Here is a 19,314-nt window from a genome sequence, read left to right as displayed (position 1 = left end):
GTGGCCCGACGCCGCCCCCCACCCGAGGTGGCAGGCTTGATCCACCTCGCCAGGCCGGAACCGTTCGGGATCCGCACCGGAACGGACGCATTCGAGGGAGTGATGATGGACACCCTGTTCCTGTCGAGGCTGCAGTTCGCGACCACGACCTCGATCCACTTTCTCTTCGTGACGCTCTCGCTGGGCCTGGTCGTGTTCGTCGTGAGCATGCAGACGGCCTACACGATCACCGGCAAGCCGGTCTACGCCCGGATGACGAAGTTCTGGGGCAAGATCTACGTGGTCAACTACGCGCTGGGCATCGTGACCGGCCTGGTGATGGAGTTCCAGTTCGGCCTGAATTGGAGCGGCCTGTCGAAGGTCGTCGGCAACGTCTTCGGTGTCCCCATCGCGCTGGAGACGCTGGTGGCCTTCTTCGCCGAGGCCACGTTCCTGGGCATGTGGATCTTCGGCTGGAACCGGTTGCCCAAGTGGGTCCATCTGGCGCTGATCTGGCTGGTGGCGGTCACCGCCTACGTCTCGGCGTTCTGGATCCTGGTCGCCAACGCCTTCCTGCAGCACCCGGTCGGCTACGAGATGCGCGACGGCCAGGCCTACCTGACCGATTTCGGCGCGCTCATGAGCAACACCAGCCTGACGGACTCGTTGCTCCACGTGGTCTTCGCGGCGCTGCTGGCCGGGGGGCTGTTCGTGGCCGGGATCAGCGCCTGGCACTTCATCAGGCGCACCCAGGAGGTCGAGGTCTTCCGCCGCTCGCTGCGGTGGGGGCTGGTCGCCGCCCCCGTGGGCGCCTTCGCGATCATTCACTACGGCTTCCTGCAGGAGGTCGTGATCGAGCGGAACCAGCCGATGAAGCTGGCCCAGATGTACCAGGAGCCCGCGCGGATCGAGGCGGCCGGGAAGCTGCTGCTCCAGCAGTTCGGCCCCGGTGACTTCGCCCCGCCGTCCTGGATCTCCGTCCCGTACCAGATCATGATGAACAGCGCGTTCGTCATGGCGCTGACCACGCTGGTCTGCCTGGTGCTGCTGTTGCGCAACTGGGTGGTACGGCTGCGCGTCCCGCTCTACGTGCTGGTCGCGATGATCCCGCTGCCGTTCGTCTCGGTGATCTCCGGATGGCTGGTGCGCGAGGTCGGCCGCCAGCCCTGGACCGTGTACGGCATGCTCACCACCGAGCAGGCCGTCTCCGACGTCGACTCCACCGCGGTGCTCCTGTCCTTCGTCGGGTTCACCGCGGTTCTCGGGACATTGGTGATCATCGACTACTGGTTGATCGCCCGATATGTCCGCAGAGGGCCGGACGACTCCCTGTTCGGGACCGTCCTTGAACCCGCGCCGAGTCCTGTGCCGAGCGCCGGTTTCTGAGGAAGGAGACCATGGAACTCTTGTGGCCGACACTGCTGGGAGTGCTGTTCGCCGGTTACTTCGTGGTGGACGGTTTCGACATCGGCACGGGCCTCCTGCTGCGGCGTATCGGACGCACCGAGGCGGAACGCCGCGCGCTCATCACCTCCATCGGGCCGTTCTTCCTCGGCAACGAGGTGTGGCTGGTGGCCGTGGGCGGGGTGCTGACCGGCGCGTTCCCCCTGCTGAAGGACCGGGTTCTCGGCGGGCTGTACCTGCTGGTGGTGGCGGGACTCCTCATCTGGGTGCTGCGGGACGCCTCCATCTGGTTCCGCAGCCGCAAGGAGTCCGCGCGCTGGCGCTCGGGCTGGGACCGGTCCCTGACCGTGACCAGCGCGGCGTTCGCCGTCTTCTGGGGGCTGGTGATCGGAGCCCTGCTCGGCGGTCTGCCCCCGGCGGGCGAAGCCGGTACGGCGGGCCCGTGGGAGCTGACGGGAGCGTATTCGCTGCTCTGGGCCGGGGTGATGGTCGTGCTCTTCGCCGCGCACGGAGCGGTCTTCCTGACGGTCAGGCTCCCCGCGGACCTCGTGACGAGCGCCGAGGCGACGGCGGCACGGCTGCTGCGCCCGGCCGCCGGGCTCCTCGGGTTCGCCGTGCTCACCGGGCTGGTGTTCGTCGTGCCCTGGGAGCCGGGCCGATCGCTCCCGGTCGGTGTGATCGGCGCGTCGGCGGTGGCCGCGCTCTGGTTCGCGAGCGGGTCCGTGACCGGCCGCAGGTACGGCAGGGCCCTGGCGCTCAGTGCCTTCGCCGTCGCCAGCCCTGCCCTGATGATCGGGTTCCGGCTGGCGCCCGGCCTGCCGGACGCGACCGCGGACGCCGCCTCCCTCCGGGTGCTGGGCGGCTTCACGCTCGGGGTGCTCCCACTGCTGGTCGCGATGCAGGTGGGGATGTGGTGGGCGTTCCGGCGCAGAGTGGACGCGCGCACGGTGGTGTTCTTCTGAGGGCGTGTCGAGCACCGGGCGGGTTTCCCGCGCTTGCCCGGTGCGGTGTGCTCACCGTACCGGACGGGTTCCACCCGCCCGCCCGGTACGGTGTGCTCGCCGTACCGTCGCTAAGCGAGCCTGCGACCGCCGAGAAGGGTCTCCGCGTAGGAGAAGACGTAGCCGGAACCGACTTCGACCGGGGCGAGCAGCGCCAGGTCGGGATCGATGTCCACACCGGACAGGAACCTCACCTCGCCGGAGCCCGCCCACACCTCGCCGAACTCGACGCCGGTCACCTCCGAGGCGACCAGCTGGTTCATGGGAGGCTCGGCGGGATCCCAGCCGGGAAAGAACCTGTTGTGCACCAGGGGCACCCTGTGCAGCGCCGGCGGTTCGGACCGCTCTCTCACGACCACGCCGGCCTCCGCCAGCCGCCGGTCGTGCACGGCCACGCTGCCGGTGAAGCGCCCGCCGGGACCCAGCCGCGGACCCGCCCGGCCCACCCGGACCGGCCGCGTCAGGTGCACCGAACCGTGCTGCTTGGGCATCCCCTGGATCCAGCCGCGCATCAGCGGCACCGCCTGGTCCACCCAGGCGTAGGGGCAGCGGGCCATCGGCTCGCCCCGGTAGGTGCAGGCCAGCAGGATGAGGAACTCCGAGAAGCGGCAGCGGACCGGGTCTTCCAGTTCCGCGCCGGAGTCCGAGCACCACTGCCACTCGGCGAACACCGCGGCCGCCGCCCCCGGATCGGGTCCCAGCTCAAGGCCGGGAGGGAGGAACCTCAAGGCGGCGGCGGGATCGACGCGGTAGTCCACCATCACCACCTCGCCGGAGAAATGCCACGGGGGAGGGGTGATCATCGAGGAGTTCCCCGAAGGGGAGAGCGGCAGCGAGTATCCGATGGGCCCGGTGTCGTGCGCCACAGTCGTCATGGGGGCAGCGTAGGAATCGGCCCGGAGATAGGCAACGAACCTCCAGCCGGCCTCCTGCGGCGCTCCAGGCGTCCTCGTTCCGCTCCCCATATCCGCCGGACCCGGCCATGCCCGCGGTGGCGGGATGTCCGCCCCGTCTCCGGTGCGGCCGGCCGGGAACGACGCCTCCATCCCGGTCGGCCAGGAGAGGGCGTCTCGTCCGGGCCGGGATGACCGACGAGACTTGTTAGGGTGACGATCATGGGGAGTCGCGGCGTCGTCGCAGGTGGGCCGTGGGAAAGCCTGGTCGGTTCGCCATGGCGTGTCCCGCTCTCCAGCGCACCCTGGCGTTCGGCCGCCTACCTGCTGAGCGGGCCGGTGGTCGCATTCGGGTGGCTGGCCGGGGTGGTGCTTCTGCTGGTGGCCGGCGTGCTGACGCTTCCGCTCGTCGTCGGGGTGGTGCCGCTGAGGTGGATTCCCGTGTGGACGGTGGCGATGGGCCGGGTCGAGCGGTCCCGTCTGCGGTTGGTGGACCGCCGGGCGGCGCCGTCCCCGCACCCCCGCCTGCGTGGAGGAGAGCGGCGGCCGGGTGAGCGCAGGGCGGGAGCGGGGTGGAGACCGGATGCCGGCGGGGGGAGAGGCGGCCGGTGGTTCGGGGAGGCCCGGGGATTGCTGGCCGAGCCGGCGACGTGGCGGGAGATCGGGCACGGTCTGCTGTCGTGTGTGCTGACGCCGGTCAACCTCGTGGGGCTGTTCCTGGTCGCCGCAGGAGTGCTGGGACCGCTCTCGGCCCCGGTATGGCACGCGCTGCCCGGGCCGCCGAGCGTCAACCCGTCCTGGCAGGCCGTGGTGGACCGGCCGGTGCTGGCGTGGGCCGCGGCGGCCGGTGGAGTGCTGCTGGCGGCGGCCGCCGCCTACCTGGTGACCGGGGCCGCGGCGGCGGAGGCGACCCTGGCCCGTACGCTGCTGACACCCCCGCAGGACCAGGACCTGCAACTGCGCCTGATCGAGGTGGACCGTTCGCGGGCCAGGCTGGCCGATGCCTTCGACAGCGAACGGCGGCGGCTGGAGAGGGACCTGCACGACGGCACGCAGCAAAGGCTCACCGGTCTGATCATGACTCTGGGTCTGGTCAAGCTGGAGCTCGCCGGCGGGCCGCGGGAGACCCGGGAACTGGTGGACCGGGCCTACCTGGAAGCGCAGGAGACCCTGAGCGAGCTCCAGGATCTGGTCCGGGGCATCCACCCGGCGATTCTGACCGACCGAGGCCTGGCCACCGCGCTGACCGAGGCCGCCAGACGCTGTCCCGTGCCGGTCACCGTACATGCCGGCACCCATGAGCCGGGGCCGTCCGGATCGGTGGAGTCGGCGATGTACTTCGCGGGCTGCGAGGCCCTGACCAATCTCGCCAAGCACAGTGGTGCCGGGCGGGCCGAGTTGCTGCTCCACGACGAGCCGGCCGGTCCCGGGCGCGGACGCGTCGTCCTGGAGGTCCGCGACGACGGCGTCGGCGGGGCCGACCCGGCGGCGGGCAGCGGGTTGATGGGCCTGGCGGACCGGGTGTCGGCGGTGGGCGGCACGGTCAGCCTGTCGAGCCCGCAGGGTGGAGGCACCGTCGTACGTGTGGAGGTCGAGTGGACATTGTGATCGCGGACGACGCGGTGCTCCTGCGGGAGGGGTTGCGGCACATTCTTGAACGTTTCGGACACCGCGTGGTCGCCTCGGTCGGCGACGCGTCCGAGCTCCTGACGGCGGTCGCGGAACACCTGCCGGACGTGGCCGTGGTGGACGTGCGGATGCCTCCCCGCTTCCGGGACGAGGGGCTGCGGGCCGCCCTGCGCATCCGGACCGAGCATCCGACGGTGGCGGTCCTGGTGCTGTCGCAGTACGTCGAGCGGTCCTACGCCCTGGAACTGCTGGAGTCCGGCTCCGGCCGGGGGGTGGGTTACCTGCTGAAGAACAGGGTCGGAGAGGTGGAGGAGTTCCTCGACGCGGTGGGGCGGGTGGCCGGCGGCGGCACCGCCATCGATCCCGAGGTGGTCGTCCGGCTGCTGGAGGACCGCCGCGACCACGCGCTCCTGGACCGGCTGACGCCCCGCGAGCGGGAGGTGCTGGCCCTGATGGCGCAGGGCAGGTCCAACAACGCGATCGCCAGGACCCTCGTGGTGACCGAGGCCGCCGTGCTCAAACATGTCGGCAACATCTTCGCCAAGCTCCTGCTGGAGCCCACCGACGAGGAGCACCGCCGGGTGATGGCGGTGCTCCACTATCTCCGTGAGGGGACCGGCTGAGGGCGGGCGCCCGGACGAGGCCCGGTCACGGTCTCACGGCGCTGCGGCGGAGGAGGCACGACGACGGAGAAGCAGAGCCGTCGGCAGGAGGCCCGAGACGAGGACCACCGCCACGCACGCGCCCGTGACCAGGCCGACCTCCGCCCAGGGGAACGCCGAGGGAGTTTCGATCCCGAGCCGGCTCAGGACCTGCCGCAGACCCAGCACCGCGACCCCTGTCACCGCCCCGCCGAGCAGCACGCCCGTCGCCGCCACGCACAACCCCTCCCACAGCACCATGCGCAACACCTGGGCCCGGCGCGCACCCAGGGACAGCAGCCCCGCGAACTCGGTTCTGCGGGAACCGAACGACATCGCGGAGGTGTTGGCCACGGCGATGAGCGTGTAGACCACGGCGAACCCGGCCAGGGCCACCGCCCCGATGCGCATGCCCTCCTGCCGGGCGTTGCCCGCGGAGGCCATCGCCTCGACGGTGAGGTCCGCGCGGGCTCCGCTCCACCTGCCCTCGATGGCCGAGGCCACGGCACGGGGTTCGCTTCCGGGTTCCAGCGAGACGTGCACGGCCGTGGAACGGACGCCGGCGTGCCGCGCGAGCAGGTCGCGAGGGAGCAGCAGGCCGCCGCCGAGCGGGGAGCTCTCGAAGACCGCGGCCAGCCTGAGCCGGCCGGGCGTTCCGCCGGGCAGGCCGAGCCGTACCGGCTCGCCGAGTTTCCAGCCCAGCGCCTGGGCCTGCCTGCGGTCGGCGGCCACGGCGTCACCGCGCTCCAGCGCGTTCAGGTCGCCTTCCACGCGGGAGAGGTTCATGACCTGAGCGAGGCCCGCCGGGTTCACGCCGAGCGCGGCCACCGTTCGGACGGTCCTGTTCGCGAAGACCTCCACATCGCCCCGGGTGACGGGTACGGCGGCGCTCACACCGGGCACCCCGCGCAGCTCGCCGGCGGCCTTCGCGGCGTCCGGCCCGGAGACGACCAGATCGGAGCGCCAGACCTGCCGGGCGTCGGCGGCGATCGCCTCGCCCAACAGGGCGGTTCCGCCCAGCAGCGACCCGGCGAGTCCCACGGTGACCAGCACGGGGGCGGCCATGGCGGCCGTCCGCCTGGCCGCCATGCGCACGTTCTCCCTGGCGAGCAGGCCCGTCGCGGAGGTCCATCTGGCCAGGGGCGTGGCGACGGCCACGCCGACCCGCGACGCGAACACCGGAGACAGCAGCGCGAACCCCGTCACCAGGGGAAGGGACACGAACATCGTCAGCGGCAGCCGCCCGTCGGGCGGGGCGACGGGGACCAGCATCAGCATGCCCGCCCCACAGGCGAGGGCGGCGATTCCGCCGATCCAGCGGCCCCGGCCGATCGGCCGGTCGGCCAGCGCCGCACCCCGCAGGGCCTCGATCGGCCGCACTCCGGCCGCCCTGCGGGCCGAGGCGGTCGCCGCGACCACCCCGACGGCGACGCCCAGGACGAAGGCGACCAGCAACGCTCCGGCCGACACCCCGGGCCGGAATCCGGCGGGCAGGAGGTTCTGCCGGCGCAGCAGTGCGGCCATCCCGGAGGTGAACGGCGGGGCCAGCAGGACACCGGCCGCCGAGGCGATCAGCGCCGCCAGCGCGGCCTCCGCCATGACCATGCCCTTGACCTGGTTCGGAGTCGCTCCGACCGCGCGCAGCAGGGCAAGTTCTCTGCGACGCTGGGCGACGGTGAAGGCGAAGGTGCCGGCCACCACGAAGATCGTGACGAAGGCGCCGATCACCGACAGCATCACCAGCAGCGCACCCGACTCCTGCACCGCGCGCCGTACGGCCTCGGGTGTGGCGGGCGGCAGTGACGCGCTCGTGGCCAGAACCGACGCGGCGGCTCCGGAGAAGCCCACACCCAGGGCGAGCGCGACCACCGCACCGGCGAAGCCGGACAGCCGGGTGCGCAGGGTCAGCCACGCGACGGAGACCAGGGTGGCCAGCCGGGTGCGCGAGGAAGGCCGGACGGAGAAGGGGAAGGCGCTCATGTCGCCTCCTGACGGTGGGCATCCTCCAGCTCGGCCAGGCGCGCGGCGACGGACTGGGCGGAGGGGGAGGCGAGCTCTCCGACGAGCGTGCCGTCGGACAGGAACAGCACCCGGTCGGCGTGCGAGGCCGCGAACGGGTCGTGGGTCACCATGACCACGGTGTCCCCGCGCTCGTTCACGAGCCGCCTCAGCAGCGCGAGGACCTCCCTGCCCGCACGGCTGTCCAGCGCGCCGGTCGGCTCGTCGGCGAAGATCACCTCCGGCCTGGTGGCGAGGGCGCGGGCGATGGCCACTCGCTGCTGCTGCCCGCCGGACAGCTCGGCGGGCCGGTGCCGGGCTCGGTCGGTCAGGCCTACCAGGCCCAGCACCTCGGAGATCCACGCCGCGGACGGCCGCCGTCCCGACAGGCGGAGCGGGAGGGCGACGTTCTGTTCGGCGCTCAGGGCGGTGACGAGGTTGAACGACTGGAAGACGAATCCGACGCGATCGCGCCGTAACTCCGTCAGCTGTCCCTCGCCGAGCTCGCCCAGATCGACGCCGCCGATGAAGACCTGGCCGCCGCTGGGGCGGTCCAGTCCCGCCGAGCACTGCAGGAGCGTCGACTTGCCGGAGCCGGACGGTCCCATGATCGCGGTGAAGGAGTGGGCGGGGAAGACCGCGCTGACCCCGCGCAGCGCGGCGACCTCATGAGGCGGCGAGCCGTACACCCTGCGCAGGTCGACCAGTCGTACGGCGTCCCCCGTCGTCGTGGGAACCGTGAGGTCTGGAGGAGATGCGGTTCGTCTCATGACTCCAGTCAAACGTTCCTCATGTCCGGCGGGCACGGGCGACGACAGGAGAGTTGGAGGTAGTGCGCACACTACCTCTCCGCGAGATCCCCGTCCCGACGTGGACGAACGCGGGAACGGCCCGTTCGCCGCGACGGCTGGTCCAGCGACGCTGGTTCTGACCTCGATCACGACTTGAACGGGAGCCGACCACTCGCTGCGAGCATTCCTGGCAGGCGCCCCGCAGGGCGTTCTTACCCACGACCACTCGGAGGAGTTCGCGGATGGCTGGCATCGCAGGATGGGTGGACTTCCACCGTGACCTCGTACCGGACCGCACCATCGTGCTCGCCCAGCTGGGTGAGCTCGCCTGGCGCGGCGCGGACGGCGAGGGGCTCTGGTCTTCGCCGCGTGCGGTGCTCGGCCACCGCCGCAGGGCGGCGCTCGACCTGGGCGGCAGCCGCCAGCCCATGGTCGCCGACATCGGAGGCGAGCCCGCGGCCGTGCTCGCCTTCGACGGTGAGATCTACAACTACCGGCAGCTCCGCGAGGAACTGCGCGCCCTGGGCCACGGCTTTCACACCGAGGGCGACACAGAGGTCCTGCTCCACGCCTACCTGGAGTGGGGGGAACGGTGCCCCGAGCACCTGGACGGCATGTTCGCCTTCGCGCTGTGGGACGCACGGATCGAGCGCCTGCTGCTCGTACGGGACCGCCTCGGGGTCAAGCCGCTCTTCTACCATCCGACCGAGACCGGTGTGGTGTTCGGCTCCGAGCCCAAGGCGATCCTGGCCCACCCCCTGGTCGAGGCGGTGGTGGACGCCGACGGCCTGCGCGAGCTGCTGGCCTTCACCAGCACCGTCGGCCGGGCCGTCGTCCGGGGCATGCGCCGGGTGCGGCCGGGCGAGATCGTGGCGGTCACGAGGGCGGGTCAGAGCGAGCGGCGTTACTGGCAGCTCGCCGCGCGGCCGCACACCGACGATCTCGACACCACCGTGCGGCGAGTTCGTGAAATGCTGGAACACTCTGTCACCCAGCAGCTCGACGCCGACGTCCCCGTGGGCGTCCTGCTGTCGGGCGGCATCGACTCCAGCACCATGGCGGCCCTGGCGGCCAGGGTCCTGCGGGAGCGGGGCGGGGAGGTGCTGCGCACCTTCACCGTCGGCTACACCGGCGGCATGGCGAACGGCCCGGGGCCGATGCGCAGTGCCGAGGACGCGCCGTACGCCAGGCAGGTCGCCGAGCACATCGGTTCCGCGCACGAGTTCGTCGAACTCGACAGCGGCGCCGTGACCGATCCCGTGCTCCGCCGTACGGCGGTGCGCGCCCAGCAGGACATGCCGGTGGCCGCACCGCAGTTCCCCGCTTCCCTGCGGGTGCTGGCGCGGCGGATCAGCGACAAGGTGAGCGTCGTCCTGGCCGGGGAGCAGGCGGACACCGTGTTCGCCTCGTTCATGGGCATGAACGACCCGGCCGTCGTCGCGGCCGGCACCTACCCGTGGATCGCCGCGACCGCGCACCACCTGCCGCCCAACGGGCTGGGCACCGGCCTGTTCGGCGCGGAGCTGCTCAAGGAGCTCGACGTTCCCGGATACTGCGCCGACACCTACCGGGACGAGCTGGCGGGGGTCCCCCTGCTGGACGGTGAGAGCCCGGCCGAGCGCCGGATGCGGGAGATCTACTTCCTGCACCTGCAGGGCTGGCAGGAGTTCGGCTGCGCGCTGGACGACGGCGTCAGCCTGGCCGGTGGGGTGGAACTGCGCTGGCCGTACTGCGACCACCAGCTCGTGCAGTATCTGTTCAACGTCCCCTGGGCGATGAAGACCTTCGACGGAAAGCCCAAGAGCCTGCTGCGCGCCGCCGCGGCCGACCTGTTGCCGGACTCGGTGCTGGAGCGTGAGCCCAGCCAGTTTCCCACCGGGCGCGACCCCGCGTACGCGCCGCTGCTCAGGGCGGAACTGGACCGGGTGCTCTCGGACCCGGCCTCCCCGGTTCTGCCCCTGCTCGACCTGGCCGAGGCCAGGGCCCTGCTGGCGAGACCCGTCGACCCCCGGCGGGCGTGGCGGGATCTCACCGACATGGAAATGGTCCTGCAGACCAACCAGTGGCTCGACCAGTACCGCATCCGGATCTCCCTGTGACCGCCGTCCTGCCGTTTTCTCCTTGCGCCACACCGGGGGTGTAGACATGATCGAATCAACGCTCCGTCTGAGCACGGCCAACCTGACCGAGCTCGAACACCTAGCGCTCAACAGCGAGCTCAACGTGGCCGACGGCCATGCTCGCCAGCAGCTCAGCGAGGGCCAGCAGCGCATCATCGACGAGTTGCCCACGCTCTTCGAGAAGGCCGCCGTGCAGCCGGTCGCCGACCTTGAGCGGGACGCCCACAGGGCGTTCTTCCACCTGATGGGCCAGCAGAGCTACCCCATCGGGCCCAACCCCGTGCTGAGCTGCTACGCCTCGTCGGTCGCGATGGAGATCCTCGCCAGGTCCCTGGTCACGAAGACCGACGCCGTGGCGCTGATCCACCCGACCTTCGACAACATCCCCGACATCCTGAGGGGCGTCGGCCTGCGGCTGGTGCCCCTTGAGGAGGACCCGCTGCATGCGGGGGATCTGTCCTCGGTCGTGCCGCCGGACGTCGGGTGCATCTTCGTCACGACGCCGAACAACCCGACCGGCAGGGTGCTGACCCGGGAACGGCTGGCCGAGCTGGCCGCCGAGTGCCGCAGGAAGGACGTGGTGCTCGCGCTGGACACCTCCTTCAGGGGGTTCGACACCCGTTCCCACTACGACCACTACGCGGTGCTGGAGGCCAGCGGGTGCCGATGGGTCGTCATCGAGGACACGGGGAAGCTGTGGCCGACCCTGGATCTCAAGGTCGGGCTCCTGGCCTACAGCGAGAACGTGGGACTGCCGATTCCCAAGATCTACTCCGACATCCTGCTCGGTGTCTCCCCGTTCATCCTGGCCCTCGTCGAGCGTTTCGCCGAGGACGCCGCCGGGGACGGGCTGGCCGACCTGCACGCCTTCGTCGCCGAGAGCCGCCGAATCGTCCGCACCACTCTCGCGGACGTGCCCGGCGTCTCGTTTCCCGACCCCGACAGCCGGGTCAGCGTGGAACGGGTCGATCTGGGCGGCCGGCGCTGCGCCGACGTCTGGTCGGCGCTGCACGAGCGTCAGGTGTACGCGCTGCCCTGCACGCAGTTCCACTGGGCCGACCCCAGCCTCGGGGACCGCTCGCTGCGCATCGCCCTGGCCCGCCCCCACACCTCCCTGCGGGCGGCCGTGCGCGAACTGCGCGCGGTCCTGCTGGCTCACTGAGCGGCCGGCACCGTGGCCGACATGGAGGATCCGGGAGAGGTCGCGGGTCCGCGCTCCCACCGCAGGCAGTGGCTGCCCGGCATCGTGCAGGCGGTCGCACCGGACGGGATCACCGACCTGGGGCCCGGTTATCTCGACCCGGACCTGCTCCCGGTCGACCTGCTCGGCGACGCCTACGCCGAGGCGCTGTCCCGCTACGGTTCCGCCGCGCTCAGCTACGGCGAGAACCAGGGGGTGGCGCCGTTGCGCGAGGCGCTCGCGGAGCGGGCGACGGCCACCGGCGGCCAGCCGTGCGGGCCGGAGAACGTGCTGGTCACCGCGGGGACGTCACACGCCCTTCATCTGCTGGCGACGATGCTGGCCGAGCCGGGAGACGTCGTCCTCTGCGAGCCCACGGGCTACGACTTCGGCAAGCAGATCTTCACCGACCGGGGATTGACGCTCTCACCCGTCGCGGTGGACGGGTCGGGGCCCGATCCACAGGCCCTGGCCGACGCGGCACGGGCACACCGCGCCGGTGGGCGGCGCGTCGCCTTCGTCTATCTCATCCCCACCTTCCACAACCCCACGGGACTGCTGGTCGGGGAGGCGCGGCGGCGCGAGATCCTGGCCGTGGCACGGGATCACGACCTGCTGATCGTCGAGGACGACGCCTACGGCGAGCTCTGGCTCGACCCCGTCGAGATGCCCCCGGCGCTGGCCGGACTCGCGGGATACAGGGGTGTCGTACGGCTGTGCACCTTCGCCAAGACGCTCGGCCCCGGTCTGCGGCTCGGCTCGATGCTCGCCGGCCCGGAGCTGATCGCCAGGATCGCGGGGAGCGGCGTGCTGTCCAGCGGCGGCGGCCTGAACCACCTGGCGTCGCTGGCGGTCACGGCGCTGATGGAGGGAGGCGGTTACGACGCCCGGCTGCGCTGGCTGCGGAAGCGGCTGGTGGCCCGGCGCGACGCGCTCGTCGCCGGGCTGGGCCCCGGCCGCGACCTCCAGGTTCCCCACGGCGGCTTCTTCCTGTGGCTGCGCGGGGCGCCCGGCACGACGGAGGAGGACATGGTCGCCGCGGCCGGTCGCGCGGGTGTCCAGGTCGCGGGCGGGTCGCGGTTCGGCCTGCCGGACCGGCCGTCGGTGCGCCTGAGCTACAGCTTCAACTCGCCCGAAGACCTCGCCCTGGCCGGGCGGCGGCTCGCCCGAGCCTGGTCGGCACCAGCGCCGCTCGATCCGGTCACGGCCCACTGAACCGATCATTTCCCTACGAGGAAGGACGAACCGTGCAGCGAACTCTCATCGTGGCTCGGATGCACCCGTCGAGCGCGGACTCGGTCGCCGAGATCTTCGCGGAGTCGGACGCCACCGAGCTGCCCCGCATGATCGGCGCCACCCGCCGCACCCTGTTCCGCTTCCATGACCTGTACTTCCACCTCGTCGAGGCGGACGGGGACATCACCGACGACCTCTACCGGGCCCGGGGCACCGAGCTCTACCGCGACATCAACACCAAGCTGAGCGAGTTCATCTCGCCCTACGACCCGAACTGGCGCGAGCCCAAGGACGCCATGGCGACGCCGTTCTACCAGTGGCGGGCGGAGTGAGCGGCGAGCGGGCCGCCGACCGAGAAGGGATGCGAGCAATGGCCGGACACACCGACAACGACATCGTCATCAGCGCCCCCGTCGATCTCGTCTGGAAGATGACCAACGACGTCGAGTCGTGGCCGCACCTGTTCAGCGAGTACGCGGCCACCGAGGTGCTCGCCCGTGAGGGGGACACCATAAGGTTCCGCCTCACCATGCACCCCGACGCCGACGGCAACCAGTGGAGCTGGGTGTCGGACCGGACGATGGACGCCGCCACCAGGACCGTCCACGCGCGCCGCGTCGAGACGGGATGGTTCAAGTACATGAACCTCTTCTGGGAGTACCAGGAGACCCCCGAGGGCGGGGTACGGCTGCGCTGGGTGCAGGACTTCGAGATGAAGCCGCAGGCCCCGGTGGACGACCGGGCCATGACCGACCGGCTCAACCACAACACCGCGATCCAGATGAAGCGGATCAAGGAGCTCATCGAGCGGGAAGCGGCCGGGAGCTGAGCCATGGGCGTCCTGCTGTCACAGATCTCCATCGTGCTGAGCGGTCTGGTCGCGGGGATGCTCCTGTGGTCGGTGATCGGGGGAGTGCCGTGGATGCGGCAGCTCCAGGCGAGCGAATACGTGCGGCTGCACCAGTACTGGTCGCCGCGCTTCGACCCGCTGGCGCCGATCATGATCGTCGGGGTCCTGGCCTGCGACGTCGCGCTGGTGTTCCTCGCGCCCACCCGCGACTCGCGCTTCCTGCTCTCCTTCCTCATCGTCGCGCTCCTCGCCATCATCGTGATCTCCGCCACCCGGAACGCCCGGCTCAAGCGCACGGTCATGACGCTCGACCCCGACGACCTCCCGCAGGACTGGCCGGAGCGCGACCCCCGTCCGGCGTTCGGCAGGTGGAACCTGACGCGCACCGTCATCGCCGTCCTCGTCTTCCTCGGCAACGTCGAGGCCATGGCGGTGTACACGGTATGACGGCGCAAGGACAGGGCGGCTGGTTCCGCGTGCTTCTGGACATCCGGGTGCGTCCCGGAACCGAGGCGGAATTCGAGCGGGTCTGGCTCGACGTGGCCGAAGGCATCGCGCGTCACCCGGCCAACCGGGGACAGCGGCTGCTGCGCAGCCTCGAAGAGGAAGGCGCCTACTTCGTGTTCACCGACTGGACCGACGAATCCAGCTTCAGAGAGTTCGAACTCAGCGCCGCACACGTGGACAACCGCGCGCGGCTTCAGCCCTACCGCGATGGAGGTTCCATGACGACGATGCGGGTCGTGCACGAGCTGCCGGGCCCCGAGGCGGGTGCGCGATGAGCGAGCAGGTACGGGTGATCCTCTGGTATCGGGTGCCCAAGGAGGAGACGCAGTCGCTGGCCGAGACCTACCGCCAGGTGAGCGAGCAGCTCGTCGGCACGCCCGGCATGCTGAGCAACGAGCTGCTCCACTCCCAGGTGGACGAGACCACGATGATGGTCACCAGCCACTGGGAGAGCTACCAGCACCTTCAGGAATGGGTGCACAGCAGCAGCCACCGCAGTACGAGCCCGCTGCGCCCCTACCTCGACACGGCCAGGGAACAGCCCTACGAGACGTTCACCGTGCTCTCCGCCTTCTGAGCGCCTTCCGGGCCGACTCCCTGAACGTCTTCCCGAACGTCGCCGGATCGGAGGTAACCATGACCAGTTCACGAACCGACGTGCCGGAGGAGGAGCGGTGGATCCGCTGCGGGCGGTGCCACGCGCTGACCCATCACCGTCGCTTCGCCCGGGTGCTCGGAGTGTGCCCCGAGTGCGGAGACCATCACCCGGTCGCCGCATGGCAACGGGTCGAACAGCTGCTGGACCCCGCGTCCTTCGCTCCCGTCGAGATTCCAGCCGTCGTCGAAGACCCGCTGTCCTTCGTGGACAGCCTCCCCTACCTCGAGCGGATCGAGGCCGCGCGGCGGCGGACAGGGCTCGACGAGGCGGCCGTCTGCGTCCGGGGACGGCTCGGCGGGCACCCCGTCGTGCTGGTGGTCATGGACTTCCGGTTCCTCGGCGGGAGTCTCGGCGCCGCGGTCGGCGAGCTGGTCACCGTGGCAGCGGAGATCGCACGGCGGGAACGCCGGCCACTGATCACGGTGACCGGCTCCGGCGGCGCCCGGATGCAGGAAGGCATCATCTCCCTGATGCAGATGGCCAAGACCAGCCAGGCGTTCGCCGCGCTGGACGAGGCGGGGGTCCTGACCGTCTCGGTGGTCACCGACCCCACATTCGGCGGCGTCGCCGCCTCCTTCGCGACACTGGCCGACGTCATCCTCATCGAGCCGGGCGCCCGGATGGGCTTCGCCGGTCCACGCGTCATCCAGCAGACCATCAGGGAGGAACTGCCGAAGGGGTTCCAGACCGCCGAGTTCCTGCTGGAGCACGGCATGGTGGACGCCGTCGTTCCTCGCCAGGACCTGCGCGGCGTGCTGGGCAGGCTCGTCTCCAGCACGCGGCCCGCGCGACCGCCGGCGCCCGGACCCGGAGACGCCCCGGTGGGTGAGGGGCCGGGCGAGGCGGGGACACGAGAACCGTGGCAGGCCGTACGGCTGGCCCGCGACATCGGCCGGCCCACCACGTCGGACTACGTGGGCCTGCTGCTCAAGGACTTCCAGGAGCTGCGCGGCGATCGGATCTTCGGGGACTCCTCCGCGATCGTCGCGGGCATCGGCCGTCTCGACGGTGTGCCGCTGATGCTGATCGGCCATCAGAAGGGGCACACCACCCGTGACCTGGTGGCCAGCAATTTCGGCATGCCCACACCCGAGGGCTACCGCAAGGCGGCCCGGTTGATGCGCCTGGCCGACAAGCTCCGCCTGCCCGTCGTGACGCTGGTGGACACGCCGGGCGCCTACCCGGGCGTGACGGCCGAGGAGCGCGGGCAGGCGGTGGCGATCGCCGAGAACCAGCGGCTGATGGCGCAGCTGACCGTCCCGGTGATCACCGTGGTCACCGGGGAGGGCGGCAGCGGCGGGGCCCTGGCCCTGGCGGTCGCGAACCGGGTGCTCGTCTGCGCGAACGCCTGGTACTCGGTGATCACCCCGGAGGGGTGCGCGTCCATCCTCTGGAAGAGCGCCGCCGCCGCCCCGCGGGCGGCCGAGGCGCTCCGGCTGTCGGCCGGGGAACTGCTGCGGCTGGGCGTCGTGGACGAGGTGGTCGCCGAGCCCGAAGGCGGTGCGCACACCGATCCGATCCTGGCCGCCGCTCATCTGGGTGCCGCGATCAGCGCGGCCCTCGCCGAGCTGCTCCCGCTCTCGGGCGCCGAACTCGTTCAGCAGCGCCGCGACCGGTTCCGCCGATTCGGCCTGCCGGCCGCCGGCCGCGTCCCCGTATCCACCGGAGGTGATCCACGATGAACCCCGCCGTCACGGGCGGCGGCACCGGCAGTGATTTCGACACGCTCTGCCAGGCCGCCACCCGGCTCGTCGCACTGCTCCCGCACCCGCCGGCCACCCTGAAACTCCAGCACGGCCTGGCGAGCGCCGAACTGACCTGGGCGACCGGCCCGCCCCTCGCGACAGTCCCGTCGTTGTCGTCGCCGCCCCCGCCGCCGTCGGCAGCGGCGGCGGCGGCCTCGGGGGAGGGAACGGCGGCGGAGAGCACGTCGAACGCCCTGGTCCGTGCCCCGCTGGTCGGGACCTTCTATCACGCCCCCGAGCCGGGCGCCCCGCCGTTCGTCGCGGTGGGCGACACGGTGGAGGTGGGGCAGCAGGTCGGGATCGTCGAATCGATGAAGCTGATGAATCCGATCGTGGCCGAGGTGGCCGGGCGGGTCGCCGAGATCCTCGCGCCCGATGCGACCCCCGTCGAGTACGACCAGGCGCTTGTCGCCATCAGTCCCACGGGCGACGACTCCGCGTGCGGGACCTTGTTCCCCGGGCCACGGCAGGAGGAAGGCGAGCGCTGATGTTCACCACCGTACTGATCGCGAACCGGGGAGAGATCGCTCTCAGGGTCGCCCGCACCTGCCGCGAGATGGGCATCAGGACCGTCGCCGTGCACTCCACCGCCGACCGTGACTCCGCCGTCTCCCGGATCGCCGACGAGTCGGTCCAGATCGGCCCGCCCTCGGCCAGGCGCAGTTACCTCAACGCCGCCGCGCTCGTCGAGTCGGCCCTGCGCTCCGGGGCGGACGCGGTGCACCCCGGCTACGGCTTCCTGTCGGAGGATCCGGAGTTCGCCAGGATCTGCGAGGAGTACGGCCTGACCTTCGTCGGCCCGCCCCCGGAGGTCATGGAGGCACTGGGCGACAAGGCCGCGGCCCGCGCCGCCATGAGCGCGGCCGGAGTGCCCGTGCTGCCGGGGAGCCTGCACCCCGTGCTGGAAGCCGAGGCGGCCGAGATCGCCGACGAAATCGGCTATCCCGTCATCATCAAGGCCGTCGCCGGTGGCGGAGGGCGCGGCATGTCCGTCGTGCCCGACCGGGCCGCCTTCGCCGGGGCCTTTCGCCGTACCCGCGCCGAGGCGCAGATGCTCTTCGGCGATGATCGGGTGTGCGTCGAGCGATACCTGCGGGCCGCGCACCACGTTGAGATCCAGGTGCTGTGCGATGCCCACGGCAACGCCGTGCACCTGGGGGAGAGAGACTGCTCGGCGCAGCGCCGCAGGCAGAAGCTGGTGGAGGAGACGCCGTCCCCGGCGGTCAGCCCGGAGTTGGCCGGGCGGATGGCTCGGGCGGCCCTGGACGGCGCCCGCGCCATCGGCTACCGGGGACTGGGAACCTTCGAGTTTCTCGTCGATCACGAGAGCGGCGACTTCTTCTTCATCGAGACCAACTGCCGCATCCAGGTGGAGCACCCGGTGACCGAAATGGTCACCGGCATCGACCTGGTCCGCGAGCAGCTCATGGTGGCGGCGGGACTGCCGCTCTCACTCCGGCAGGAGGACATCGTACGGCGCGGCGTGGCCGTCGAGTGCCGGGTCAACGCCGAGAACCCGTCGCGTGACTTCGCCCCCGCACCCGGCCTCGTGGAGGAGTTCGTGCCGCCGGGCGGGCCGTTCGTGCGCGTCGACACCCATGTCCGCGCCGGGATGCGTGTCTCGCCCGACTACGACCCGCTGCTCGCCAAGGTCATCACCTGGGGGACGGACCGTGACCAGGCGCTCAACCGGATGGACCGCGCTCTGGCCGAGCTGCGGGTCAGCGGGCGCGGGCTGCACACCACCGCCGGCTTCTTGCGCGAGGTGCTGGCCAATCCGATCTTCCGCAAGGGGACACACACCACGGGTCTCATCGACCAGATGACCGCGTCCACGCGCGGCTGACCACCGGATCCGTTACCACCACATCAGGGAGAGACATGAAGACGCCGCAGCTGAACGAACCGGACATCGCGTTGGTCCATGACGAGAGCGGGGAGGTGACGCTCTACATCGATGACGTGCAGGCGATGCAGGGATGGGAGAAGTCGCTCATGTGGCGCTCGGCCGATCTGCTCTGCGAGAGAGGCGGCGAGTTCCTGGAGGTCGGTCTTGGTCTCGGTTACTCCGCGCTGCGGATCGCCGGCAGGGCGGACACCTACCGCCACACCGTGGTGGAGAAGTATCCGAAGGTCGTCGAGCTGTTCCACGCCGCGAACCCGGAGCCGCCGGCGACATTGGAGATCGTCCAGGCTGACTTCTTCGACTTCGTCGACCGGCTGCAGCCTGACAGCTATGACGGCGTGTTCTTCGACCCGGAGCTGCCCAAGGCACTGTTCGAGGATCGCCGCCTGCTGGACGAGTTCATGCCCAAGGTGGTGCGGGCGCTGCGGCGCGGCGGGACCTTCGTGCCGATGTTCTCCCTCGACGGCGACGTCCCCGACGCCGCCACCTGCACGGCCTCGGCAGCCGTGATGCTCGATCGCTATCTCCGGTTCTTCGATCGCGTGCTGGTCGAGCGCCACAAGTATCACGCCTATGCCAACACCGCCTACACCCCGGCCCAGCAGGGCGACGCCTTCATCCTCTGCTTCACCAAGGACTGACGCCCGCGCGGCGGCCGGTCGTGGGGGGGGGCCCCCCCCCGGGGGGGGGCCCCCCCCCCCGCCCCCCCCCCGGGGGGGGGGGGGGGGCGGGGCCGGGGGGTTTTGGGGGGGGGGGGGGGATAGAGTGTTAAATTA

General features: G+C 71.2%; 19 protein-coding genes. 16 read left to right on the top strand and 3 right to left on the bottom strand.

Translation table 11 applies throughout. From position 1 onward, the window contains the following. The first annotated feature begins 105 nt into the window (after positions 1–105). Complete coding sequence (locus ACFY2X_RS38910) at positions 106–1,365, top strand: cytochrome ubiquinol oxidase subunit I (protein ID WP_389948096.1); 1,260 nt, start codon at positions 106–108, stop codon at positions 1,363–1,365. An 11-nt stretch (positions 1,366–1,376) separates the two neighbouring features. Beyond that, complete coding sequence (locus ACFY2X_RS38905; protein ID WP_389948095.1) at positions 1,377–2,345, top strand: cytochrome d ubiquinol oxidase subunit II; 969 nt, start codon at positions 1,377–1,379, stop codon at positions 2,343–2,345. 110 nt (positions 2,346–2,455) lie between these two features. Here the strand turns inward: ACFY2X_RS38905 and mppR are convergent, their stop codons facing one another. Further along, positions 2,456–3,259, bottom strand: coding sequence for an enduracididine biosynthesis enzyme MppR (gene mppR, locus ACFY2X_RS38900; protein WP_389948094.1), 804 nt, complete (start codon positions 3,257–3,259; stop codon positions 2,456–2,458). Between the two features lie 240 nt (positions 3,260–3,499). Here mppR and ACFY2X_RS38895 point away from each other — a divergent pair, with 240 nt between their 5' ends. Continuing rightward, positions 3,500–4,885 (top strand): sensor domain-containing protein, encoded by a 1,386-nt coding sequence (locus ACFY2X_RS38895; RefSeq protein WP_389948093.1) that lies wholly within the window; start codon positions 3,500–3,502, stop codon positions 4,883–4,885. Then, positions 4,873–5,529 (top strand): response regulator, encoded by a 657-nt coding sequence (locus ACFY2X_RS38890; RefSeq protein WP_389948092.1) that lies wholly within the window; start codon positions 4,873–4,875, stop codon positions 5,527–5,529. Before ACFY2X_RS38895 ends, ACFY2X_RS38890 begins: the two co-directional genes overlap by 13 nt. 33 nt (positions 5,530–5,562) lie before the next feature. On the opposite strand, the gene ACFY2X_RS38885 is transcribed toward ACFY2X_RS38890, so the two are convergent. Both ACFY2X_RS38885 and ACFY2X_RS38880 read right to left on the bottom strand, forming a co-directional pair. Beyond that, entirely contained in the window at positions 5,563–7,527 is a 1,965-nt protein-coding gene (locus ACFY2X_RS38885) for an FtsX-like permease family protein (RefSeq protein ID WP_389948091.1), read from the bottom strand. Continuing rightward, positions 7,524–8,315, bottom strand: a complete 792-nt coding sequence (locus tag ACFY2X_RS38880; protein ID WP_389948090.1) for an ABC transporter ATP-binding protein — start codon at positions 8,313–8,315, stop codon at positions 7,524–7,526. The genes ACFY2X_RS38885 and ACFY2X_RS38880 overlap by 4 nt, the downstream gene beginning before the upstream one ends. A 263-nt stretch (positions 8,316–8,578) precedes the next feature. On the opposite strand from ACFY2X_RS38880, the gene asnB reads away from it, so the two are divergent. Genes asnB through ACFY2X_RS38820 form a run of 12 tightly spaced genes read left to right on the top strand, consistent with a single transcriptional unit; the run spans position 8,579 to position 19,179 of the window. Further along, entirely contained in the window at positions 8,579–10,435 is a 1,857-nt protein-coding gene (asnB, locus tag ACFY2X_RS38875; protein WP_389948089.1) for an asparagine synthase (glutamine-hydrolyzing), read from the top strand. 46 nt (positions 10,436–10,481) lie between these two features. Next, positions 10,482–11,618 (top strand): enduracididine biosynthesis enzyme MppP, encoded by a 1,137-nt coding sequence (gene mppP, locus ACFY2X_RS38870; RefSeq protein WP_389948088.1) that lies wholly within the window; start codon positions 10,482–10,484, stop codon positions 11,616–11,618. Positions 11,619–11,639: 21 nt separating this feature from the next. Further along, positions 11,640–12,851 carry an aminotransferase class I/II-fold pyridoxal phosphate-dependent enzyme gene (locus ACFY2X_RS38865; RefSeq protein WP_389948087.1) on the top strand — a complete coding sequence of 404 codons (1,212 nt, stop codon included), beginning with the start codon at positions 11,640–11,642 and terminating at the stop codon, positions 12,849–12,851. A 32-nt stretch (positions 12,852–12,883) separates the two neighbouring features. Further along, the gene (locus tag ACFY2X_RS38860) at positions 12,884–13,204 is read left to right on the top strand and encodes a TcmI family type II polyketide cyclase (protein ID WP_389948086.1); all 321 of its coding nucleotides are present in this window, start codon (positions 12,884–12,886) and stop codon (positions 13,202–13,204) included. Positions 13,205–13,242: 38 nt separating this feature from the next. Next, on the top strand, positions 13,243–13,701 hold the full coding sequence (locus ACFY2X_RS38855; RefSeq protein ID WP_389948085.1) for an SRPBCC family protein: 459 nt from the start codon (positions 13,243–13,245) through the stop codon (positions 13,699–13,701). Between the two features lie 3 nt (positions 13,702–13,704). Then, the gene (locus ACFY2X_RS38850) at positions 13,705–14,169 is read left to right on the top strand and encodes a hypothetical protein (protein WP_389948084.1); all 465 of its coding nucleotides are present in this window, start codon (positions 13,705–13,707) and stop codon (positions 14,167–14,169) included. Further along, entirely contained in the window at positions 14,166–14,504 is a 339-nt protein-coding gene (locus tag ACFY2X_RS38845; RefSeq protein ID WP_389948083.1) for an antibiotic biosynthesis monooxygenase family protein, read from the top strand. Before ACFY2X_RS38850 ends, ACFY2X_RS38845 begins: the two co-directional genes overlap by 4 nt. After that, the gene (locus ACFY2X_RS38840; protein ID WP_389948082.1) at positions 14,501–14,806 is read left to right on the top strand and encodes an antibiotic biosynthesis monooxygenase family protein; all 306 of its coding nucleotides are present in this window, start codon (positions 14,501–14,503) and stop codon (positions 14,804–14,806) included. Before ACFY2X_RS38845 ends, ACFY2X_RS38840 begins: the two co-directional genes overlap by 4 nt. A gap of 59 nt (positions 14,807–14,865) precedes the next feature. After that, positions 14,866–16,569 (top strand): acetyl-CoA carboxylase carboxyltransferase subunit alpha, encoded by a 1,704-nt coding sequence (locus ACFY2X_RS38835; protein WP_389948081.1) that lies wholly within the window; start codon positions 14,866–14,868, stop codon positions 16,567–16,569. Next, entirely contained in the window at positions 16,566–17,120 is a 555-nt protein-coding gene (gene accB / locus ACFY2X_RS38830; protein ID WP_389948080.1) for an acetyl-CoA carboxylase biotin carboxyl carrier protein, read from the top strand. Before ACFY2X_RS38835 ends, accB begins: the two co-directional genes overlap by 4 nt. Beyond that, the gene (locus ACFY2X_RS38825; protein WP_389948079.1) at positions 17,120–18,478 is read left to right on the top strand and encodes an acetyl/propionyl/methylcrotonyl-CoA carboxylase subunit alpha; all 1,359 of its coding nucleotides are present in this window, start codon (positions 17,120–17,122) and stop codon (positions 18,476–18,478) included. Before accB ends, ACFY2X_RS38825 begins: the two co-directional genes overlap by 1 nt. A 35-nt stretch (positions 18,479–18,513) precedes the next feature. After that, positions 18,514–19,179 (top strand): methyltransferase domain-containing protein, encoded by a 666-nt coding sequence (locus tag ACFY2X_RS38820; RefSeq protein ID WP_389948078.1) that lies wholly within the window; start codon positions 18,514–18,516, stop codon positions 19,177–19,179. The last annotated feature ends 135 nt before the right edge of the window (positions 19,180–19,314 follow it).

Origin of the sequence: Streptosporangium sp. NPDC000396, from assembly GCF_042898655.1 — a bacterium.
Lineage (GTDB): Bacteria > Actinomycetota > Actinomycetes > Streptosporangiales > Streptosporangiaceae > Streptosporangium.
This window is presented reverse-complemented; position numbering and strand designations above follow the sequence as displayed.

What these genes read in the sequence shown, in the direction of transcription:
- ACFY2X_RS38825 (WP_389948079.1), top strand. Translation starts at nt 17,120, where the DNA reads ATGTTCACCACCGTACTGATCGCGAACCGGGGAGAGATCGCTCTCAGG.
- mppP (WP_389948088.1), top strand. Translation starts at nt 10,482, where the DNA reads ATGATCGAATCAACGCTCCGTCTGAGCACGGCCAACCTGACCGAGCTC.
- ACFY2X_RS38865 (WP_389948087.1), top strand. Translation starts at nt 11,640, where the DNA reads ATGGAGGATCCGGGAGAGGTCGCGGGTCCGCGCTCCCACCGCAGGCAG.
- ACFY2X_RS38895 (WP_389948093.1), top strand. Translation starts at nt 3,500, where the DNA reads ATGGGGAGTCGCGGCGTCGTCGCAGGTGGGCCGTGGGAAAGCCTGGTC.
- ACFY2X_RS38845 (WP_389948083.1), top strand. Translation starts at nt 14,166, where the DNA reads ATGACGGCGCAAGGACAGGGCGGCTGGTTCCGCGTGCTTCTGGACATC.
- ACFY2X_RS38905 (WP_389948095.1), top strand. Translation starts at nt 1,377, where the DNA reads ATGGAACTCTTGTGGCCGACACTGCTGGGAGTGCTGTTCGCCGGTTAC.
- mppR (WP_389948094.1), bottom strand. Translation starts at nt 3,259, where the DNA reads ATGACGACTGTGGCGCACGACACCGGGCCCATCGGATACTCGCTGCCG.
- accB (WP_389948080.1), top strand. Translation starts at nt 16,566, where the DNA reads ATGAACCCCGCCGTCACGGGCGGCGGCACCGGCAGTGATTTCGACACG.
- ACFY2X_RS38835 (WP_389948081.1), top strand. Translation starts at nt 14,866, where the DNA reads ATGACCAGTTCACGAACCGACGTGCCGGAGGAGGAGCGGTGGATCCGC.
- ACFY2X_RS38885 (WP_389948091.1), bottom strand. Translation starts at nt 7,527, where the DNA reads ATGAGCGCCTTCCCCTTCTCCGTCCGGCCTTCCTCGCGCACCCGGCTG.
- ACFY2X_RS38855 (WP_389948085.1), top strand. Translation starts at nt 13,243, where the DNA reads ATGGCCGGACACACCGACAACGACATCGTCATCAGCGCCCCCGTCGAT.
- ACFY2X_RS38880 (WP_389948090.1), bottom strand. Translation starts at nt 8,315, where the DNA reads ATGAGACGAACCGCATCTCCTCCAGACCTCACGGTTCCCACGACGACG.
- asnB (WP_389948089.1), top strand. Translation starts at nt 8,579, where the DNA reads ATGGCTGGCATCGCAGGATGGGTGGACTTCCACCGTGACCTCGTACCG.
- ACFY2X_RS38850 (WP_389948084.1), top strand. Translation starts at nt 13,705, where the DNA reads ATGGGCGTCCTGCTGTCACAGATCTCCATCGTGCTGAGCGGTCTGGTC.
- ACFY2X_RS38910 (WP_389948096.1), top strand. Translation starts at nt 106, where the DNA reads ATGGACACCCTGTTCCTGTCGAGGCTGCAGTTCGCGACCACGACCTCG.
- ACFY2X_RS38840 (WP_389948082.1), top strand. Translation starts at nt 14,501, where the DNA reads ATGAGCGAGCAGGTACGGGTGATCCTCTGGTATCGGGTGCCCAAGGAG.
- ACFY2X_RS38820 (WP_389948078.1), top strand. Translation starts at nt 18,514, where the DNA reads ATGAAGACGCCGCAGCTGAACGAACCGGACATCGCGTTGGTCCATGAC.